Raw genomic sequence first — 20,940 nt, 5'->3', positions numbered from 1 at the left:
AACAAGGAGTAGAAAAATGACGACACATTTTGTCATGATGGGCGTGTGCGGTTGCGGTAAAACCACTGCCGCATTGTCTTTGCAAAAACATCTCAACCAATGCCCATATGCCGAAGGCGATGATTTCCATACTCAAGCCAACCGCGACAAAATGGGTGCCGGTATTCCGTTGACGGACGAAGACCGCTATCCTTGGCTGGGCAATTTGCGTGACTGGATGACAGAGCAGGCAAAAAACGGGGAAAAATATTCCATTGTTACTTGTTCCGCACTCAAGCATCACTATCGCGATATTCTGCGTGGTGCAGAAGGGAAGGTGGCTTTTATTCATCTGACTCCGCCTCAAGCAATCAATCTTGAACGTATGCTGTCGCGTCAGGGGCATTATATGAAAGCCGGAATGCTGGATTCGCAGCTGGAGATTTTGGAAGAGCTGGGTGCGGATGAGTACGGCGTTAAAATTGACAATCCGGGTTCGCCTGAAGCCGTTGAGGCAGATATTGTGAACTGGGTGAAAGCGCAAGGCTTGATTTAGTAATGATCAGAAATGGAAAGGCCGTCTGAAATATTTCAGACGGCCTTTTTTGATGGGATTTAGAATGTTTTTTGCGAGTCAAGCAATAAGGTAACCGGCCCGTCATTGCAAAGGGAAACCTGCATATGGGTTTGGAATCTGCCGGTTTCGACAGTCAATCCATGTTTGCGCAAAAGTTGCGCGGTATATTGATAAAGCTTATCCGCTTGTTCGGCAGGGGCAGCATTGGAGAAAGATGGGCGGCGGCCGCTGCGCGCATCAGCGTAAAGGGTAAACTGGGAAACCAGTAATATCGAGCCACCGACATCTTTGAGCGATAAATTTAATTTGCCGTTTTCGTCTTCAAAGATACGCAGGTTGGCGGTTTTATCCGCAATGTATTTGGCGTCTGTTTCTGTATCGGTGTGGGTAACGCCGAGCAATATCATAAATCCGTTGTCGATTTTGCCGCAGGTTTCGCAGGAGTTTTCGGACAAAACGTCAACTTTGGCTTGGGTAACTTTTTGGATAACAGCGCGCATGATGTTTTTGAATAAAAGAAGTTTGTAAAAAAGGGCGTAAAAGACACGCCCTTTGGGTTGGAGTATGGTTTCAGACGGCCTGAAACCATTGAATCAATTTACGGATTAATGCCGTTTTCTTTTAAGATACGTTCGATCTGATTCTCGACTTTTTGTCGTTTAACAGCTTGGGCAATCTGATTGCGTACCAGTTCGAAAGGTTCGGCATTGGGATCGTGTTCTACTGCACTGAGTTTAAACAGATAAAAACGGTTTTCCATTTGAATCGGCTCATGCGTTACATCGCCTCGGTTCATGTCGGCAAAAGCGGTAGCCAGTTGAGGAGAGAGCTGCTGCGGAGAGATGAAGCCGTCGAACTCTTGTTCGGGGTTTGGATAGCGTTTCATCAGCTCTTCAAATGACAAGCCTTTTAGCAGCAGCTCTCGCGCGGCGCGTACTTCGTCGGCTGAAGCAAAGCTGACTTGTTGCAGCTTGATAATGCGTGTTTGATGGTCGTAGAAACGGCGCAACTCAGCATCGTCAACCGCGGTTTGACGTTCTAGATAAGCAGCGTATTGGTTGGCATAAAACTCAGCTTCAACGTTTTTAAGCTGATTCTGCACTTCTGCATCTTTGTCCAAACCAGCCTGGATGGCTTCATTTTTCAAAATTTCCAAAGTCTGCAAACGTGTAACCACATCTTTGCGGATTGCCTGACCATCGGGTTTGGCAGTCTGGTTGGGATGTTGATCGGCTTGTCTCAATACTTCGGCAACCATGCTGTCGATACGGGCGGGATCGATTTCAGGTGCTTTGGCAGTTGCCAAGCCGATGGTTGATAGGGCGAGGATAGCCAAAACGGCAGTTTTGGGCTTGATGTTCATGTGAGTTCCTTATTGCCCGCCGTTATCACGGCGGGCACGTTATATTATTTGTTGACTTTGATGCTGGCTTTTTTCAGCAATGATTGAATGGCCGCATCAACACGGGCTGCCTGTAAGTCGCTGCCAATCTCGTTTTTAGAGGCTTCGTAAGAAGGTACGGTAACGTTACGGCGGTCATTGACGTAGAAAACGGCGTACAAATTACCGTTTTGCAGCGGCGTTTTAGTGTGCGCACCTTTTTTCAGGTCTTTGACAGCTGCGTAAAGCGGAGGCGCTGATTCTTGCAAATCTTTAAGCGGAACATAAGCTTTAGGGATACCGCCGGCTTTTTTGGCCGCTTCGTCAATTGAGTATTGGTTCAATACCGAAACAAAGCTTTTTTTCGCATCCAAATCGGCAATGGCTTTTTGGGCATTGCTGCTGCTGTCAGTCACGATTTCGCCCATTTGGACTTCCTGAGTACCTTTATAGAAGTTGCTGAAGTCGTTGTAAGCGGCTTTGACATCTTTTTCTTGAACAGGATATTGACGGACGATATGCGCCGCGAAAGCTTGGCCTAACAAATCATTTTCGAAAACTGCCCATTCGGTTTTGAATGTGGCTTTTTTATCTGCACCTTGCTTGGCGGCATCGGCACGCGCTTGCTCCAATGCAGTTTTGAATTCAGCGCTTTGATCCAGTTTTAATTTTTTAGCTTCTTGGGTAACAACAGTGCTGATAACTTGGCGTTCAGTCAGCATTTGACGCAATTCAGGAGTGTCTTGAACGTTCGGGTTGCTGGCGCGTACGGAAGCAACTTGGTCATCGATAACGCTGCTGTCGATGGCTTGACCGTTGACGGTCACCAAAGTTTGGGCAAACAGGGTGCCGGTAGTCAGGGCAAGCATCAAGGCTGAAGCAAAGTAGGTTTTTTTCATCGTATTTCTCTTTTAAATAATGATTGGAAATAAATTAATGATTAGAAATCAAAGTTTAAGTAGTAATCTTAATGGAAGTATTCGTCCGGCGTGGCCGCTTTGATACTGAGTGCATGAATCAGGCCGTCTGAAAACAAGTCTTGCAAAAGCTGCTTAATCATACGTTGCCGCTGGAGGCGACCGATATTTTCAAATGCGTTGCTGACCACCAATATCGCATAATGCCCGCCGCCTTTATTGCCGGCATGGCCGGCGTGCAGATGGCTCTCATCTTCAAAATCGAAGAACTCAGGCTCAAGTGCCTGCAGGCGTTCCTCGATAATTTGACGCATATTGCTCATTTGAACACGGCTTTAAAGGGTTTAATCAATACTTCTGCGTATACGCCGGCATCGACGTAAGGGTCTTGTTCAGCCCATTCTTGTGCTGCGTCCAAAGATTCAAATTGAGCCACAATCAGGCTGCCGGAAACGCGTTCCGGATTGTCTGGTAGAGGATTGGGGCCGGCAGTCAGCAGACGGCCTTGCGCTTTCAATTCTTCCAAGCGTGCCAAATGAGCAGGGCGGGCTGCCATGCGTGCTTCGTGGACATCTTCGGCATCAGTGGCCAAAAGCATGAAATATTCCATTATTGATCCTCCTTAGGCTGGAAACGCATCAGATACATGCCCTGTGCGATAGAAAAAATGATTGTGAAACCCAATGTGCCGAACAATTTGTAATTGACCCATTGGTCTGGAAAATACGTAAAGACAAAGAGATTGGCAGCCCCCATAAAAATCAGGAAGCCAATCCATGCATAAGTCAGGCGCGTCCATACAAAATCAGGAAGCTGCATTTCTTTACCCATCACGGCTTTTAGCCCGTTTTTACCGGCAAGATGGCTAAACAGCATGACGATTGCGCCGATCCAAAACAGAACGGTCGGTTTCCACATGATAAAGCGGTTGTCTTTCAGCAGAATCGTTGCACCGCCAAAAAAGACAATCAAAATCAGACTGACCCATTGCATGGTGTCCAGTTTGCGGTGTTTCCAAAAGGTCAGCGCAGCTTGGGCAATACCGACTATAACCGCAACAGCCGTTGCGGCAATCATGTCTTTGGTGATGATGTATGTGATGAAAAATAAGAATACGGCGAATAAGTCGCTCAAAACCTTCATATATTAATGATGAAACTAATTGAGTAAATGCTAATCATACAGGGAGATGTGTTTTTTTGCACCTTTCCCCATGACTTTAATACCACATATATCCATATGAGATATTTGTTTTGGGTTGGCGAAATTTGTAAAAAAGAAACACAAGCATGCAAAAGTAATAGATTTACCAAGGAATTTCAGGCTGAATAGCCTGTATTGCTTGGCAGAAATGGGTTAAAAATATATCATGACGTAATATCTAGTAAATATATGGTTAAATGCGCGCACATTGGTTAGTACCATAATTTCCGAACAGGGGATCAGTTTTGAAAAAACATCACAATATTAAATTAATTACAGCTTCTATCGCTTTAATGACATCGCTCAGCGCTTCTGCAGGTTTGGGCGGTTTGAACGTTCAATCTCATTTGGGTGAGCCTTTTACAGGCAGTATCACTGTGACTGGCGAGGAAGCTCAGGCTCTGCTTAATGGCGGTAAGGCCACTATTTCAAATGGTAATTTGCGCGCGGCGGTACGCAAATCAGGCGATAAGGCAGTCGTTACCATTCGTTCCTCTAAAGCCATCAAAGATCCTGTTTTGGTTTTCCAAGTAGGTGTCGGCGCGCAATCGCGTGAATACACTGCTATCATCGATCCGGCCGGATACGACGCTAAAGATGCGGCATCCGTCCGCCCCCGTCAAACTGCCGAATCCCAATCCTTCGAGCCGACACGCAATGCCCAACAGCCTGCAACTAAAAACAATAAAGCAGTAGGTAATCAGGCAGCTCAAGCGCGTAAGGATGTGCAGCGTAAGGCTGAGAAAAAACAAGTTCAGACGGCCTCTGCTAAAAACGACACAGCTGCACGTTCAGGTAGACAGCATTTGGTGCGTACGGGTGAAACCCTGATTGCCATTGCGTCCAGCATCCGTCCGCAAGGTATGACCTTGGATCAAACCATTCAAGCATTGGTTAATGCCAATCCGGATGTGTTTATCGATAACAATGCCAACCGTATGTTGGCAGGTAAGGTGCTGAATATTCCAAACCGTAGCGAATTGCAACGTTTGGCTGCTTCTGCTCCTGCTAAAACTAATACGGCAACAGAAAAAGCCAATGAAACCGCTAATGCAACAGAGGCTAAAACAGAAAAACCTGTTGTTCAGCCTGAGGCTCAAACTGAAGCCCAGGTTAAAGATGCTGGCGTAAATACACAGCAACAGGAAGAAGTAAAACAAGCTTCAGCTGAACAAACAGAACAAGCAGCATCTGCAGCGGTTAATGAAAATGCCGCATCGACTGTTCCTGCATCCGATATTCAAGAAGCTATGGCTTCTTCTGATGCTCAAGAGAATGTAGTGGCTTCTGAGTCTGTTGCAACCACTGATTCTATCGCGGAGCAAACAGAGGGCGAATCAAATGGCAATTTATGGAAATGGTTATTGGCAGGCGGTGCAGCCCTTATTGCTGCTTGGTTGTTGTTAAAAGCTGCGGGTAAACGTAAAGACGAGCCTGAAGCAGCACCTGTAAGCCGTATGGATGAAGAGAAGGCTGTACAGAAAGATGTTGCTGCTTCAGCTGCTGCGGTTGCTGCAACTAAAGTAATGCCGTCTGAAAAAACTCAAGATGGCCTGCTTATCGAAGACGATTTTGAAGATGATGTGGTTATCAATGAAGTAGAAGAATCTTCCAATATCGATGATGTCAAACTTGATTTAGGTAAGATTGACAATAGTCAGGCAGGTATTCTTTCAGGTGCAGTAACGCATGATGTTGAGACAGAACAACGTCGCCATGCTGATTGGGACAATATCGAATCAACAGAAAGCGTGTACGAACCTGAACCAGAAAATCCATATCAGCCGGTATCCGTTGTTATGCCTGAACGTAAAGAAGAGCAGGCAAATACATTTGCTGAGTTTGATTTGGCGGCAGAGAAAAAAGTCTCCGAGTCAAGAAATGAAGAGCCACTCGAGTTTACGGTAGAAACCCCTGAAGCTTCAGACGGCCATGCGTTGCCATTCGAGATCAAGCAAGATCAAGACTTGCAAATTCAAGGAACCAAAGAAGAAGTAGAGAAAGAAGAAGCTGCTTCTGAGTTTGTGATTGAAGAAGGTGCATTGGAATGGGGAGCTGAAGATGTTTCAGTAGCCGCCGATAAAAGCAATAGTGAAAGAGGCTTTGTTTCAGAATCAGTTGGCATGACTGCACCGCTTGAAGCCAAATATGATTTGGCTAAGATGTATATCGAAATCGGTGATCCTGAAGCGGCTCGAGAAACATTGCAAGGGCTGATTGAGGAGGCTGAAGGCGATATTCTGCATAAAGCCCAAAAACTGATGAAAGAACTTGGCGCGTAAGTGCTAGTCAAATGAAGATGCCGTTTCAGACGGCATCTTTTTTATGGTAAATTAAAAAGCAAGATTTTATCTGAGTCTATTATTGGTTGGGTAAGATTTCAGCTTTATATGATGGTTGAAGATGAAGGCCGTCTGAAATACAAAATGGAGGCGTGTGTTAATCACGCCTTTTTAATATTTGTTACTTGAGCGTAGGCAACAATATCAATTTACAAGAAGTATAAGAAATGACTGAACAAGTAAATACAACAGGACATCTGGTGCAGCGCTGGGCTTTGACCCTCTCTTATGACGGTAGTCGTTTTTATGGTTGGCAAAAACAGGCTGGAGATTTGCCGACTGTTCAGACGGCCTTAGAGCAGGCATTAACTTCAATAGCAGGAGAGCAGATTAATACTATTGTTGCAGGAAGGACAGATACGGGTGTACATGCGACAGCTCAGGTCGTACACTTTGATACATCTGTAAGCCGTCCGGAGCAAGCGTGGGTGCGTGGAGTCAATGCGCATTTGCCTGACGGTGTGGCTGTATTGCTTGCGCAAAAAGTTGCACCTCATTTTAATGCTCGATTTGATGCTTATGGCCGGCATTACCGTTATTTGCTGGAGTCATCTCCGGTTTGTTCTCCGTTGTTGGTTGGCAGGGTGGGGTGGACACATTTGAAATTAGATTTAAATCTGATGAGGCAGGCTGCTGCTTTATTGGAGGGTGAACATGACTTCTCCAGCTTTCGTGCGGCTGAGTGCCAGGCAAAATCGCCTATAAAAACGCTATATAGGGCAAGTATTAGTGGGACTCCTCGTTATTTGTGCCTTGATTTGCATGGAAATGCATTCTTGCATCATATGGTGCGCAATATTATGGGCGCATTGGTATATGTGGGAAGTGGTAGGATTAGTGTGGATGAATTTCAGTCAATCTTTTATGCAAGAAGCAGATTGAAAGCGCCTCCGACCTTTATGTCTGACGGTCTATATTTGACAGGCGTTGATTATCCTGATGAGTTTGGGGTGGTAAGACTGCCTCTGCCTGAGTGGATGAATGTTTCGGGTAACGTTTTTCAGACGGCCTAATTGGCGGATTGTTGGTATAAAAGCAACAAAATAGCTGGATTGATGTGTAAATTAATAAAGTGTTGTAAAAATGCACAATTGGTTTTAAAAGAAATTTATCATTGATTTTAAATAATAAATTTCATTTTTTTAGGCTGTGTTTGCCTTTGCTGGGTTTCAAGGGTGGTGGGGGTGGATTGAATAAAGTTTGTTTTTTTAGAGAGGAGCAATTATAGTAACAGTCATGGAATCGCTGATTCCAGCGATAATGTAAGCCTAAGCGGATTGTCCGGTCTGCTTAAGTTATTTCTTCACAATAGAAAAGGAATACAGCAATGAAAAAATCTCTGATTGCTCTGACTTTGGCAGCTCTGCCTGTTGCAGCTATGGCTGATGTGACTCTGTACGGTCAAGTTAAAGCCGGCGTTGAAATTTCTAAAGTAAAAGTGGGTAAAGCTACTTCTAAAACTGCTACTGAGATTGCTGACTACGGTTCTCGCATCGGCTTCAAAGGCCACGAACACTTGGGTAGCAACTTGAATGCTATTTGGCAAGTTGAACAAAACACTTCTATCGCCGGTGGTGACTCTGGTTTTGCTAACCGTGAATCTTTCATTGGTTTGGAAGGTGGTTTCGGTAAAGTTCGTGCCGGTAACCTGAACACTGCTCTGAAAGACAGTAGCGACAGCTTCGACCCTTGGGAATCTGGTGCCGCTAACGCAGATGCTCTGCAACTGGGTAAAATTAAACGTGTAGATACTCGTAAAGTATCTGTACGTTACGACACTCCTGTATTTGGTGGTTTCAGTGCAAGCGTACAATACCAACCTCGCGACAATGCTAACCCTGGCGATAAATACACTCACACTGTGAAAAGCCGTGAATCTTACGATTTGGGCCTGAACTACGAAAACTCTGGCTTCTTCGGTCGCTATGCTGGTTCTTATGCTAAACGTGCTGACTTGGATGCTGGCTACTTGGATGCATTCAACGGCAACACTACTTTGGCTGCTGGTGCTTACAAAGATCACCAAGCACACCGTCTGACTGCTGGTTACGATGCTAACAACCTGATGGTTGCTGTTGTAGGTCAATACGAAGGCTTCAAAGCTGACGTAGCTGGTGCTAAGAAAAACGAACGTACTGAAGTTGGTGCAACTGCTGCTTACCGCTTCGGCAACGTAACTCCTCGTGTTTCTTACGCTCACGGCTTCAAAGCTAAAGAAGATGGCGTAAAACAAAAAAATAGCGCTTACAACCAAGTTATCGTTGGTGCTGACTACGACTTCTCTAAACGCACTTCTGCCCTGTTGTCTGCCGGCTGGTTGAAAGAAGGCAAAGGCGACTACAAATACGAGAAAACTGCTGGTACTGTTGGCCTGCGTCACAAATTCTAATCTGACTTAAGATTAGTCTGAAAAAAGAGCCTGTTTTATATAGGCTCTTTTTGTTTTTGTAAGAAATGTATTTTGTCATTGTAGGGGTAGGTTAAAGTATTTTCGATATTCGTTTTCAGGCGGCCTATGGAAATTTAAGTCAGGTTCTATTCTATTTAATATATGCTAAATGAAATTTCAGAAATTGTTTTGAGTATTATTATAAATAAGTTAATAATATGGGGATGATTCTTGGATTGAGTTGATTTTCCTATGTTTCATGCCTAATAATAAAAGGTTCATCTAATGTAGTTCTAAAGTATTATTAGTATGTAGAATCTGGTTTTAAGATTTGTAAACTTGATTTTAATCAAATTATTGCTGATAGATGATTCATATAATATAAGTGTTTAGAGTATCGATATATCGGGAATAGCCATGTCCTGTCTTGAAATGAAGTGCTTAAGTGGCATTTGGAAACGAATCCTTATGCTGTTTGCTGTATTTTTCGTGATGATGGTAAGCCTGCCTGCTTACGCGGAACGCTTGCCTGATTTCTTGGCAAAAGTTCAGCCGTCTGAAATTTTCCCAGGTGCTGACCGCTACGGTAAGCCTGAAGGTAAGCCCTTGGTTGCTCGCGTGTACAAGGGCGAAGAGCAGCTTGGCTTGGTTTATATCACGACTGACGTGGTCAATACGCGCGGTTATTCGAGCAAACCGATCGATACGATGGTTGCATTGGCCAATGATGGCACTATTGCCGGCGCAAAATTGGTTGAGCACCATGAGCCGATTATGCTGATCGGTATCCCGCAATCCCGTGTCGATAAATTCATTGACAAATATATCGGCTTAAATTTTATTAAAAACCCGCCTCAACCAGGTGTTGCACCAGGGGATATTATTAGTGGTGCGACTGTGACCCTGATGGTCATCAATGACAGTATTCAGCGCTCTGTTAAAGCAGTAATCCATCAATATCATTTGGGTACAGATAAAGCAGTTCAAGCCGGTACGGCAGCTGCTTCCGACGAACAGTCTGCCGAGCCTGCCGTTCAAACCCGTCCGCGTCGTGTTGCCAATCAAGACAAACAAGATATCCTGTCATGGAATGCGCTTTTGGAACAAAAAGCCGTCGGTCATCTGCATATTTCTATCGACGAAATCAATAAACTGTTTGAGAAAAGCGGTAAAGCAGGTGTGGCAGATCATGCGGAGCAGGGTGATGGTAACGATACATTTATTGATCTGTATGTTGCCTTGGTCAGCCAGCCTTCCATCGGTAAAAGCCTTTTAGGTGAAGCCGGTTGGAACAACCTGCAAAAACGTTTGAAACCTGGCCAAGAAGCCGTGATGGTGGCCGGCGAAGGTCGCTATTCTTGGAAAGGTTCGGGTTATGTTCGCGGTGGTATCTTTGACCGTATTGAAATGATTCAAGGCGATACCAGCTTCCGCTTTACCGATGCGCAACATGAACGTGTAGTTGCTTTATCCGCCGAAGGTGCGCCTGCATTTAAAGAAGTTTCTTGGTTCACTATCCCCGAAGGTGTGGAATTTGATGGTGCTGAACCATGGCGTTTACAACTGATGATTCAACGTGTGTTGAGTGTTAACGATAAGGCTTTCGTAACTGCAGATTTGGATTACGAATTGCCAAAAGGCTACTACGTTGACGATCCTAAAGCACCGCCGGTTGAAATTAGTGCACCGGTTGAGCCGGTGGCTGTGGCAGCCTCTGCTCCGGAAGAAAGTACAGGTATTGCAGAAGATGCAACGGCTGAGGAAGGCGTATCCAACCAACTTTGGAAACAGGTTTGGAAAGCCAAACAAGGTCAAATCGTGGTTGTCGGTATTGCTTTGACAATTCTTCTGTTGGTATTCCTGTTCCAAGATTGGATTGTCCGTTACGAAAAATGGTATGACCGATTCCGTCTCTGTTTCCTGACCTTTACGCTGTTTTATATCGGCTGGTATGCTCAGGCACAATTATCGGTAGTGAATACTTTGACGTTGTTCTCAGCTGTTTTGACTGAGTTCCACTGGGAATTTTTCCTGATGGATCCGCTGGTATTCATTCTGTGGCTCTTTACAGCGGCGACCATGCTGTTGTGGAACCGCGGTACATTCTGTGGATGGCTGTGCCCTTTCGGTGCATTGCAAGAGTTAACCAACCGTATCGCTAAAAAATTGGGTCTGAAACAAATTACAGTGCCACACTTGTTGCATACCCGTCTGAGTGCGATTAAATATGTAATTTTCTTCGCTTTGCTGGCAATTTCCCTGTACGATTTGGGTACGGCTGAAAAATTTGCTGAAATTGAGCCTTTCAAAACTGCAATTATTTTGAAATTCATGCGTGAATGGTGGTTTGTTCTGTTCGCCGCCGCTTTGCTGATTGCAGGCTTGTTCATCGAACGTTTCTTCTGCCGTTATCTGTGTCCTTTGGGTGCAGGTATTGCATTGCCGGGCCGCTTCCGTGTGTTTGATTGGCTGCGCCGTTATAAAATGTGCGGTAACCCATGCCAGATTTGTACACACGAATGTCCCGTACAGGCAATCGCACCTGAAGGCGACATTCATCCGAACGAATGTATCCAATGTCTGCATTGTCAGGTAATGTATCATCACGATACGCGTTGTCCCCAAGTAGTGGCAACGAATAAGAAAAAACAAAAACAAGCGGCGGCAAAAGCTGAACAGCATGATGCGGCAGTGACGCAAAATGCTCAAGAACAAGTCGTCCAGTTTGTTAAAAAAGAATCGGCAATCAGTGTCGACAAGTAGTAATTTATCAATAAAAAAAGAGGGCTGTATCGGCAGCCTGACTTAGAAAGTTTTTCATCGGCAGGCCGTCTGAAAAATCGGCCGCCGGATTTTATCCAAGGAGTGTCGTATGTCAGACGAAAAATTAGAACAAAACGGCTTAAGCCGTCGTTCATTCTTAGGTACTGCCGCTGCTTCCGGTGCGGGTATTGCTGGTGCCGGTTTGTTGGGCTTGGCCGGTTGCTCTAACGGCGAGGGTGATAAAGCTGCTGCTTCCGGTGCTGCACCTGCCGAAAAAGCCGCTGCTCATTCTGCCGAACCGGGCAAACAAACTTCCGAAGTTGGTCCAGGCGAACTTGACCAATACTACGGTTTCTTGTCAGGCGGTCAATCAGGTGAAATGCGCTTGATCGGCGTACCTTCTATGCGTGAGTTGATGCGTATCCCTGTGTTCAATATGGACAGCGCTACCGGTTGGGGTCGTACCAACGAGAGCCTGCGTATTTTGAATGAAAAAATTACGCCGGAAACCCGTAAATTCCTGCAAGACAGCGGTCTGCGTTGCTACCCTAACGGCGACTTGCACCACCCGCACTTGTCTTTCACCGACCAAACTTACGATGGCCGTTATGCTTACGCCAACGATAAAGCAAACACCCGTGTTTGCCGTATCCGCTTGGATGTGATGAAAACTGATAAAATCATCGATATTCCTAATGCTTCAGGTATCCACGGTCTGCGTCCTCAACGCTATCCGAAAACTGGCTACGTATTTGCCAACGGTGAGCATATCGTTCCTGTTGACGGCGTAGGCAAATGGGATGATCCTAAAACTTGGAATGCCGTTTATACTGCAGTTGATGGCGAAACCATGGACATCGCATGGCAAGTATTGGTAGACGGTAACTTGGATAATGGCGATGCCGACTACCAAGGTAAATACTCTTTCTCTACCTGCTATAACTCTGAGCGCGCTCTGACTGTACAAGGTGCATCTTCTAACGAACAAGACTGGTGTGTAGTATTTAACCTGGCCGCCATCGAAGAAGGCATCAAAAAAGGCGACTTCAAAGAAGTTAACGGCGTAAAAATGTTGGACGGTCGTGCGGAAGCCAACTCTCCATACACTCGTTACATCCCGGTTCCTAACTCTCCTCACGGTTGTAATGCAAGCCCTGACGGCAAATACATCATGCTCAACGGTAAACTGTCTCCAACCGTTACCGTATTGGATGTTAGCAAACTGGATGACTTGTTTGCAGGTAAAATCAAAGAGCGCGATGTTGTCGTAGCCGAGCCTCAACTGGGTCTTGGCCCATTACACACTGCATTTGACGGTCGCGGCAATGCCTATACTACATTGTTTATCGACAGTCAAATGGTGAAATGGAACATCGACGACGCGATTAAAGCCTATAAAGGCGAGAAAATCGATCCGATCAAACAAAAACTCGACGTTCACTATCAACCGGGTCACAACCACACTACCATGGGCGAAACCAAAGAAGCCGACGGTAAATGGTTGGTATCTTTGAACAAGTTCTCTAAAGACCGCTTCTTGAATGCCGGTCCTTTGAAACCTGAGTGTGACCAATTGATCGACATCTCCGGCGACGAAATGCGTCTGGTGCATGACAATCCGACTTTTGCCGAACCACACGACTTGTGCTTGGTTGCTGCGTCTAAAGTGAACCCAAGCAAAACTTGGGACCGCAAAGACCCATGGTTCTGGCAAGAAGCTTTGGAACAAGCTCAAAAAGACGGTGTTGAGCTGGAAAAAGCTGCCAAAGTCGTACGTGAAGGCAACAAAGTACGCGTGTACATGACTGCCGTTGCGCCTGCTTACAGCGTTCCTCAATTTGAAGTGAACCAAGGCGACGAAGTTACCGTATATGTAACCAACGTTGAGACCATTGAAGACTTGACTCACGGCTTTACTTTGGAAGGTTATGGCATTGCTATGGAGATTGGCCCGCAAGCTACATCTTCTGTAACCTTCAAGGCTGTCCGTCCAGGCGTACACTGGTACTACTGCCAATGGTTCTGCCACGCATTGCACATGGAAATGTCTGGCCAAATGATTGTTAAACCAAAATAATTTCGGTTTGATGATTTAATTCTTCAGGCCGTCTGAAAAAACATTCTTTCAGACGGCCTTTATAGCAAAGTTGTTTGTCGGCCGATATGGCCACAAAATGAAAGCCATCATCAGACAGCTTTGCTATAACACCAAAATACCTGTTTCCGCATCGGTTTATCATGCGGCAAGCAGGCCGTCTGAAACAGAGATATGATTATGACGCACACACAAATCCATCGTTCCAAATGGCAACGTGCCGCACTCGTATTGCTGCTTGGCAGCATGGTTCAGACGGCCTTTGCCGCAGTCATCAACGTATCCGCACAAGACAATCTCAATGATGCTTTGGCGCGCGCCCAAGCCGGCGATACGCTCAAGCTTGCCTCCGGTACATACAAAACCAAACTCTATATCGACAAACCCATTACCATCGAAGGCCCTGCCGACCGTTCCGCCAAGATTGTCGGCGACCGGAGCGGGAGGACGGTTGCCGTTCATGCGCCTGATGTAACTTTGCGCAATCTGACCGTTTCCCATTCCGGCATGAGTTTGCCGGCAATGGATGCCGGTATCTATTTAGAAGAGACGGCAACGCGCGCGCTGGTGGAGCATAACAACATCATCGACAATTCCGTCGGCGTGTATATTCACGGTGCGGCAGAATCCATGGTGCGGGAAAATAAAATCATCGGCGATGCAACCCTGCGCGTCAATGAACGCGGCAACGGCGTAACCGTCTGGAATGCGCCCGGTGCGCAAGTGGTCGATAACGATATTTCCAAAGGCCGTGACGGTATTTTTTCAAATACCAGTACCCATAATACCTACAAAGGCAACCGTTTTAGCGACTTGCGCTTTGCCGTCCATTATATGTATACCAATGACAGCGAAGTCAGCAACAATATCTCCGTTGGCAACAATATGGGTTATGTGCTGATGTTTTCTGAACGCCTGAAAGTGTATGGCAACATTGCCGTTGGCAGTCGCGACCAAGGCATTATGCTCAACTACGTCAATTATTCCGAAATTCACGATAATGTGATCAATAAGGCGGGCAAATGTGTGTTTGCCTACAATGCCAACTACGATAAAATTTTCGACAACCATTTTGAAAACTGTCAAATCGGTATTCACTTTACCGCGGCCATTGAAGGCACAAGCCTGTTCAATAATTCGTTTATCAACAACGAAAGCCAAGTCAAATACGTCAGCACCCGTTTCCTTGATTGGGGCGAGGGTGGTCGCGGCAACTATTGGAGCGATAACAGCGCCTTTGACCTTGACGGCGACGGCTTCGGCGACAGTGCCTACCGTCCCAATGGGATTATCGACCAAATCATCTGGCGCGCACCCGTCGCCCGGTTATTGATGAACAGCCCTGCCATCAGCATTGTCAAATGGGCGCAATCTCAATTTCCCGCCATCCTGCCCGGCGGCGTAATTGACAGCAAGCCTTTGATGAACCCTGTCCGCAATAAAACGACAACCAAATACGAAGCCATGAAGGACGAATTGCTGCATGAAGCAAAAACGCACCAATCCGAATGGGGTAATGCCGAAAACGGTGCGTTGACAGGCGGAAATGCCAATATGTAACCTTTCAGACGGCCCAATATCAAAGGCCGTCTGAAACATTCACTAGAGGAATATCCATGAGCAGTACCAACCACGTTGAATTAAGAAACGTGACCAAGCAGTTTGGCAGCCAAAAGGCCGTCAACCAAGTCGATCTGGTTCTCAAGGCTGGCGAGAGCGTCGGCATGGCAGGACACAACGGTGCAGGCAAATCTACCATTATGAAGCTGATACTCGGCCTGATTACGCCGACCGAGGGCGAAGTGATGCTTTTGGGAGAGCCGACCGGCAGTAAAGCAGGGGCGCAGCGTCGCAGCCAAATCGGTTACCTGCCTGAAACGGTTGCATTGCACCCTTCATTGACCGGTATCGAAACCATGGATTTCTATGCCAAACTAAAAAAACAGCCCCTGAGTAAAAACCGCGAATTGCTCGAGCGTGTCGGCATTTCCCAGGCCGCACGCCGCCGTGTCGGCACTTACTCTAAAGGTATGCGTCAACGCCTCGCTTTGGCACAAGCCTTGTTGGGCGAGCCTAAAGTTTTATTGTTTGACGAGCCAACTACCGGCCTTGATCCGGCTTCACGTCAAATGTTTTACGAAGTTGTGCGCGAACTCAATGGGCGCGGCGCAACCGTATTGCTCAGCACCCATGCACTGGCCGAGCTTGACGGCCACGCCGACCGCATCATCGTTATGAAAAACGGCGTGAAAGTTGCTGACGGCAGCATGGATGAGTTGCATGTTCAAAGCGGTCTACCGCTGACCGTCAACGTCCGCTTGAAAGAAGCGCGCCCGTTGAGCGAGCGTTGGCATCCGCTTTCAGACGGCCTGTCGTATAAAGCGCAATGTAAAGCCGAAGAGCGTATGGGACTTTTGAGCGAATTGGGTGATTTGGGCAGTCTTGCCTACATCGATATCCACACGCCAACACTTGATGATATGTACGCGCAATTCTTGAAGAGGGAAGACGTATGAACCCCGTTTGGATTATTACCGGCAAAGAAGTCCGAGACAGCCTGCGCAACCGTTGGGTTCTTGCCGCCGCACTTTTGCTTGCCGCATTGGCACTGTCATTAGGCTTTCTCGGCAGCTCGCCTACCGGTTCGGTCAAGGTTGATCCCTTGACGGTAACTGTAGTCAGTCTGTCCAGCCTGTCTATCTTCTTGATCCCGCTGATTGCGATGTTGCTCTCTTATGATGCACTGATCGGCGAAATCGAGCGCGGTACAATGGCGTTGTTGCTAAGTTACCCCATCTCGCGCAACCAAATCCTTGCCGGTAAATTTATCGGCCACCTCATCATTCTTGCCCTTGCTACCACCGCAGGCTACGGATTGGCAGGTATTACCCTTCAGCTTGCCAACGGCGGTTTTGATATTGCCGCATGGCAACCTTTCGCCCTTTTGATTGCTGCCAGCGTGATTCTTGGCGCAGCCTTTTTGTCCATGGGCTATTTGATCAGCGCAAAAGTTAAAGAACGCGGTACAGCCGCCGGTATCGCCATCGGCGTATGGCTGTTTTTTGTCGTTATTTTCGATATGGCGCTTTTGGGTGTTTTGGTTGCCGATACCGAACAAGTCATTACCGCGCCTGTAGTGGAAACCGTTCTTCTGTTCAACCCCGCAGACATTTATCGCCTGCTGAACCTGACGGGTTACGAAAATACAGCCATGTATGCCGGCATGGCAGGTTTGAGCGATCAAATCAGCCTGAGTATGCCTATTTTGCTGACGGCGCAGGTATTATGGGTTATCATTCCTTTGGTCTTAGCCGCCTGGATTTTCGGAAAGCGACAAATATGAGAAAAATATTATTGACAACCTTCACACTCATCGCATTGGCAGCCTGCAGTAAGCAGGATAACAGCCCTCCGCCTGCGCCCCAACAAATCAGCGACAGCGCAGTCGGTCATTACTGCAGCATGAATTTGACCGAACACAACGGCCCTAAAGCGCAAATCTTCTTGAACGGCAAACCTGACAAACCAGTTTGGTTTTCCACCATTAAGCAGATGTTCGGTTATACAAAGCTGCCCGAAGAGCCTAAAGGCATTCATGTCATCTATGTTACCGATATGGGCAAAGTCAAAGATTGGGAAAAACCCAATGCTGACGCCGAATGGATAGATGCGAAAAAAGCCTATTACGTCATCGAAAGCAGCTTTATCGGCGGCATGGGTGCGGAAGACGCACTTCCGTTTGCCGACAAGGCTCAGGCTGAAAAATTCGCCAAAGAAAAAGGCGGCAGAGTAGTCGGTTTTGCAGAGATGCCCGACGAATACATTTTCAAATAAAACAATCAATAGAAGGCCGTCTGAAACAGTTTCAGACGGCCTTTGTATTGGAAGCTGCCGATTGATGATTTAATGAATGCGGCTTTCAATGTAAAGATAAAAAATCTAAGGAATACTTTATGTCCACCCCTTTAACGCGCCGCCGTTTCCTTGCCATAGCTGCCACCCTTGCCGCCGGTGTCGGCATTCCTTTTGCCATCAGCCGCAAAACCAATCAACCGACTCATCCGACCAGCCCAAATCAAGAAGAGCAGCCAGTTATTTGGAGAGGCATTGCATTGGGTTCGGGCGCGGAGTTGCGTTTGTTCGGCGTTGAGCGCAAGCAGGCAGAAATATTAGTCAACAAAGTATTGGCGGAAGTTTTACGGTTGGAAAAAATCTTCAGCCTGTATCGGGACGACAGCCTGATCAGCCGTTTAAACCGAGAAGGCCGTCTGAAAAATCCGCCATCTGATTTTTTACAGCTGCTCAGTATCAGCCGAGATATCCATCAGCTGACGCAGGGTGCATTTGATCCCAGCATTCAGCCATTGTGGAATCTGTATGCCGATCATTTCAGACGAAACCCTAAAACCGAAACGCCGCCATCTGAACGCAGTATCAAAGACACGCTCAAATTAGTGGATTTCAACAAAGTCGATTTTGATACCAAAGAAATCCGTTTTGCCCAAAGAGGCATGGGCCTGTCGCTCAACGGCATTGCGCAGGGCTATATCACCGACAAAGTAGCTGAATTGTTGAAGCAGCAAGGCGTTACCCAGGCATTGATTGATATGGGGGAGATTTACGGCTTTGATAATGCTAACCAGCGCGAGTGGAATGTCAGCATTCGCAATCCCGACCAAGAAGACCAAATCCTGACCACTATTGCCATGAAAAATCAAGCGTTTGCCACATCGGGCGGCTATGGCACGGTAATGGACGAGGCAGGCAAATTTACCCATCTGTTTGACCCGCGCACAGGCGGAAGCCAGCCGCGCTATAAAAGCATGAGCGTCATGGCGGAGAGTGCGGCGGTTGCCGATGCTTTTTCTACCGCATTTTCTATTATGGATGAAGCGGCCATCCGAGCAGCGGCCCAAGTTAAAAAGGCACAGGTTTGGCTGGTGATGCCGAATAATGAATTGAAGAAGATTTGAGATTGAGAAAAAGAATGGTTTTGCCAGTTGGTTTGAATATATGAATAAGGGAAAGTCTAAGATATTGAAATAATGAAATATAAAAAAAGAAGGGCTGCCCAAGGGGCAACCCTGAAACTCTTGCAGCTGGGAGTAATTAGCAAGAGATTACGACACTTAAAACAAAAATTCACTCATTTCAAAGCACGAAGCTTTAATATCTAAGCAAAACGGTATTTCGACCGCTCAAACCCCTTCGATACGGAGAAACACAACATATATGGGAAAATCCGACAAAGTGGTTTGAAGCAATTCAGATGAGCGGTCTGTAATGCAGATAACCGGATGTCTTTAGATGAACGGTATAATATCAGGATAAGCGGAACATTACTAGTGAATATTATAAAAAAGTAGAATAATTCATTTAGTGATTGATTCTATTGAATAAAAACATGATTTCTTATTGAACTTTTTTACAACATATTGATTTGGTTTTAAAAAGGGAATTACGTAAGTATTTGGCGTTAATCAAAAAACTTATTTTGAGCTTTGAGAAGAGATAATCAATAGAAAAAGGCCGTCTGAACGTTCAGACGGCCTTTTTTCAAAGAGCGATTTATTTGGTTGCAGAAGCAGTAGAGGCGGCTTCGGCTTGAGCACCTGCTGCTGCGTTTTCACCCCATGCCGCAGGGTATTTGTAACCGGCAAAGCGTTTTTGTGAGTAAGCTTTGAACTCGTCAGAGTTGTAGGCTTCGGTTACATCTTTCAGCCATTGGCTGTCTTTGTCGGCAGTGCGGACGGCAGACCAGTTAACGTAGGCGAAGCTTGGCTCTTGGAATAGGGCTTCGGTCAGTTTCATGCCGCTGCTCATGGCGTAGTTGCCGTTAACGATGGCAAAGTCAACGTCGGCACGGCTGCGTGGCAGTTGGGCGGCTTCAAGTTCTACGATTTGGATGTTTTTTGGATTTTCGGCAATATCGTTTTTAGAGGCAGTCAGCGGATCAACGTCGGCTTTCAGTTTAATCCAGCCCAATTCGTTCAACATAACCAATGCACGGGCAAAGTTAGATGGGTCGTTAGGTGCAGAAACGCTGACGCCGTCTTTCAATTCGTCCAAAGATTTCAGTTTGCCAGGATAGAGGCCCAAAGGTGCAGTCGGTACTTGGAAGGCTTCAATGATGTCCAGTTTGTGTTCTTTTTTGAAGTCGTCCAGATAAGGTTTGTGTTGGAAGATGTTGATGTCCAATTCGCCTTCAGCCAAAGCAAGGTTGGGGCGCACATAGTCGGTAAATTCGATCAGTTTGACTTTATAGCCTTTTTTCTCCAAAGCCGGTTGGATTTGGTCTTTAACCATATCGCCGAAGTCGCCGACGGTTGTACCGAAGACGATTTCTTTTTTCTCTGCGCCGTTGTCGGCAGAAGAAGCAGCAGAGGCAGCAGGCGCGCTGTCTTTTTGACCGCCGCAGGCAGCCAGTACGATGGCCAGCGCAGCAGCAGAAAGGGTTTTGAAGAATGTGTTGGTTTTCATATTTTGCTCCAGATGGATGATAAAACGGTTTCAGACGGCCTTAAGCTGCCGCCGTCAAAAAAAGAGGAATTGTAAATCTATTTTGGGAATATGAGGGTGTTTTTTGTAGATTTATTTGGTATATCCTAATATGTTCTAAATAGATAACAGGCCGTCTGAAAAATAGTAAGTCCATTTCAGACGGCCTGGTTTGTTTAACGTTTATCCAGTTTGCGCGCCAATCTGTTGCCGATACCTTGAATCAGGATAACGAGTAAAACCAGGATGGCAACGATGAAGATGATGACTTCCATTTGATAGCGGTAGTAGCCGTAACGGATAGCAAGGTCGCCCAAACCGCCGCCGCCAATCATACCTGCCGCCGCGCTGTACGACAAAAGGCCAATAGCCAGTACGGTAATGCTGGAAACCATACCTGCGCGCGCTTCATTCAAAAGCACTTTGCAGATGATGCTCATGGGTGAGGCACCCATTGCGGAGGCCGCTTCAATTACGCCTCTGGGTACTTCGCGCAGGTTTTGCTCAACCAGACGGGCGAAGTAGAATAGGCCGGATACGCTCAATACCAATGAGGCGGCAACCGGGCCGATGGTCGTGCCGATGATGGCGCGTGTAACAGGAATCATGGCAATCATCAGGATGACGAAAGGGAATGCGCGCATCAGGTTGACCAGGTTGTCCAAAAACAAATTCAGCTGTTTGTTGTAGTGCAACTGATGGCTTGACGTCACAAACAGCAATACGCCCAAAATCGTACCGAAGATAACGGCGAAAGTAGTCGATAGGCCGACCATAATAAAGGTTTCGCCCAAGG

At 46.5% G+C, this 20,940-nt stretch carries 19 protein-coding genes; 11 read left to right on the top strand and 8 right to left on the bottom strand.

Annotation, left to right across the window (positions count from 1 at the left end):
* The first annotated feature begins 16 nt into the window (after positions 1-16).
* A complete protein-coding gene (locus ACTHUE_RS01215) occupies positions 17-535 on the top strand; it encodes a gluconokinase, GntK/IdnK-type (RefSeq protein ID WP_049336727.1) in 519 nt (172 codons plus the stop codon).
* Positions 536-594: 59 nt separating this feature from the next.
* Here the strand turns inward: ACTHUE_RS01215 and dtd are convergent, their stop codons facing one another.
* From dtd to ACTHUE_RS01185, 6 genes are all read right to left on the bottom strand, one after another.
* Positions 595-1,056 carry a D-aminoacyl-tRNA deacylase gene (dtd, locus tag ACTHUE_RS01210; RefSeq protein WP_049336726.1) on the bottom strand — a complete coding sequence of 154 codons (462 nt, stop codon included), beginning with the start codon at positions 1,054-1,056 and terminating at the stop codon, positions 595-597.
* A gap of 98 nt (positions 1,057-1,154) precedes the next feature.
* Positions 1,155-1,919 (bottom strand): peptidylprolyl isomerase, encoded by a 765-nt coding sequence (locus ACTHUE_RS01205; RefSeq protein ID WP_049336724.1) that lies wholly within the window; start codon positions 1,917-1,919, stop codon positions 1,155-1,157.
* A gap of 44 nt (positions 1,920-1,963) precedes the next feature.
* Positions 1,964-2,836: a peptidylprolyl isomerase gene (locus ACTHUE_RS01200; RefSeq protein WP_049336722.1), complete on the bottom strand. Its 873-nt coding sequence runs from the start codon at positions 2,834-2,836 to the stop codon at positions 1,964-1,966.
* Between the two features lie 68 nt (positions 2,837-2,904).
* A complete protein-coding gene (locus ACTHUE_RS01195; RefSeq protein WP_049322785.1) occupies positions 2,905-3,177 on the bottom strand; it encodes a BolA family protein in 273 nt (90 codons plus the stop codon).
* A complete protein-coding gene (locus ACTHUE_RS01190) occupies positions 3,174-3,464 on the bottom strand; it encodes a YciI family protein (RefSeq protein WP_004519663.1) in 291 nt (96 codons plus the stop codon). The genes ACTHUE_RS01195 and ACTHUE_RS01190 overlap by 4 nt, the downstream gene beginning before the upstream one ends.
* Entirely contained in the window at positions 3,464-3,997 is a 534-nt protein-coding gene (locus ACTHUE_RS01185) for a septation protein A (protein WP_049336720.1), read from the bottom strand. Before ACTHUE_RS01185 ends, ACTHUE_RS01190 begins: the two co-directional genes overlap by 1 nt.
* A 353-nt stretch (positions 3,998-4,350) precedes the next feature.
* On the opposite strand from ACTHUE_RS01185, the gene ACTHUE_RS01180 reads away from it, so the two are divergent.
* The 10 genes from ACTHUE_RS01180 (at position 4,351) to ACTHUE_RS01135 (ending at position 18,619) form a co-directional block, all read left to right on the top strand.
* Entirely contained in the window at positions 4,351-6,339 is a 1,989-nt protein-coding gene (locus ACTHUE_RS01180; protein WP_004519665.1) for a FimV/HubP family polar landmark protein, read from the top strand.
* Between the two features lie 227 nt (positions 6,340-6,566).
* Positions 6,567-7,412 (top strand): tRNA pseudouridine(38-40) synthase TruA, encoded by an 846-nt coding sequence (gene truA, locus ACTHUE_RS01175; RefSeq protein WP_004519666.1) that lies wholly within the window; start codon positions 6,567-6,569, stop codon positions 7,410-7,412.
* A gap of 314 nt (positions 7,413-7,726) precedes the next feature.
* Positions 7,727-8,788 (top strand): trimeric porin PorB, encoded by a 1,062-nt coding sequence (gene porB, locus ACTHUE_RS01170; protein WP_070503692.1) that lies wholly within the window; start codon positions 7,727-7,729, stop codon positions 8,786-8,788.
* Positions 8,789-9,256: 468 nt separating this feature from the next.
* On the top strand, positions 9,257-11,551 hold the full coding sequence (locus tag ACTHUE_RS01165; RefSeq protein WP_191620597.1) for a NosR/NirI family protein: 2,295 nt from the start codon (positions 9,257-9,259) through the stop codon (positions 11,549-11,551).
* 109 nt (positions 11,552-11,660) lie between these two features.
* On the top strand, positions 11,661-13,628 hold the full coding sequence (gene nosZ / locus ACTHUE_RS01160; protein ID WP_004519669.1) for a TAT-dependent nitrous-oxide reductase: 1,968 nt from the start codon (positions 11,661-11,663) through the stop codon (positions 13,626-13,628).
* A gap of 198 nt (positions 13,629-13,826) precedes the next feature.
* Positions 13,827-15,206, top strand: coding sequence for a nitrous oxide reductase family maturation protein NosD (locus ACTHUE_RS01155; protein WP_440361193.1), 1,380 nt, complete (start codon positions 13,827-13,829; stop codon positions 15,204-15,206).
* Positions 15,207-15,262: 56 nt separating this feature from the next.
* Positions 15,263-16,162: an ABC transporter ATP-binding protein gene (locus ACTHUE_RS01150; protein ID WP_004519672.1), complete on the top strand. Its 900-nt coding sequence runs from the start codon at positions 15,263-15,265 to the stop codon at positions 16,160-16,162.
* The gene (locus ACTHUE_RS01145) at positions 16,159-16,989 is read left to right on the top strand and encodes an ABC transporter permease (RefSeq protein ID WP_070695422.1); all 831 of its coding nucleotides are present in this window, start codon (positions 16,159-16,161) and stop codon (positions 16,987-16,989) included. The genes ACTHUE_RS01150 and ACTHUE_RS01145 overlap by 4 nt, the downstream gene beginning before the upstream one ends.
* Positions 16,986-17,480, top strand: a complete 495-nt coding sequence (locus ACTHUE_RS01140; RefSeq protein ID WP_070695420.1) for a nitrous oxide reductase accessory protein NosL — start codon at positions 16,986-16,988, stop codon at positions 17,478-17,480. The genes ACTHUE_RS01145 and ACTHUE_RS01140 overlap by 4 nt, the downstream gene beginning before the upstream one ends.
* 119 nt (positions 17,481-17,599) lie before the next feature.
* Entirely contained in the window at positions 17,600-18,619 is a 1,020-nt protein-coding gene (locus tag ACTHUE_RS01135) for an FAD:protein FMN transferase (protein ID WP_070695418.1), read from the top strand.
* A gap of 595 nt (positions 18,620-19,214) precedes the next feature.
* On the opposite strand, the gene ACTHUE_RS01130 is transcribed toward ACTHUE_RS01135, so the two are convergent.
* Both ACTHUE_RS01130 and ACTHUE_RS01125 read right to left on the bottom strand, forming a co-directional pair.
* On the bottom strand, positions 19,215-20,126 hold the full coding sequence (locus ACTHUE_RS01130; RefSeq protein ID WP_070695416.1) for a MetQ/NlpA family ABC transporter substrate-binding protein: 912 nt from the start codon (positions 20,124-20,126) through the stop codon (positions 19,215-19,217).
* 194 nt (positions 20,127-20,320) lie between these two features.
* Entirely contained in the window at positions 20,321-20,938 is a 618-nt protein-coding gene (locus tag ACTHUE_RS01125) for a methionine ABC transporter permease (RefSeq protein ID WP_440422997.1), read from the bottom strand.
* Positions 20,939-20,940 lie beyond the last annotated feature (2 nt).

The organism is Neisseria sp. P0021.S005, from assembly GCF_051956955.1.
This window is presented reverse-complemented; position numbering and strand designations above follow the sequence as displayed.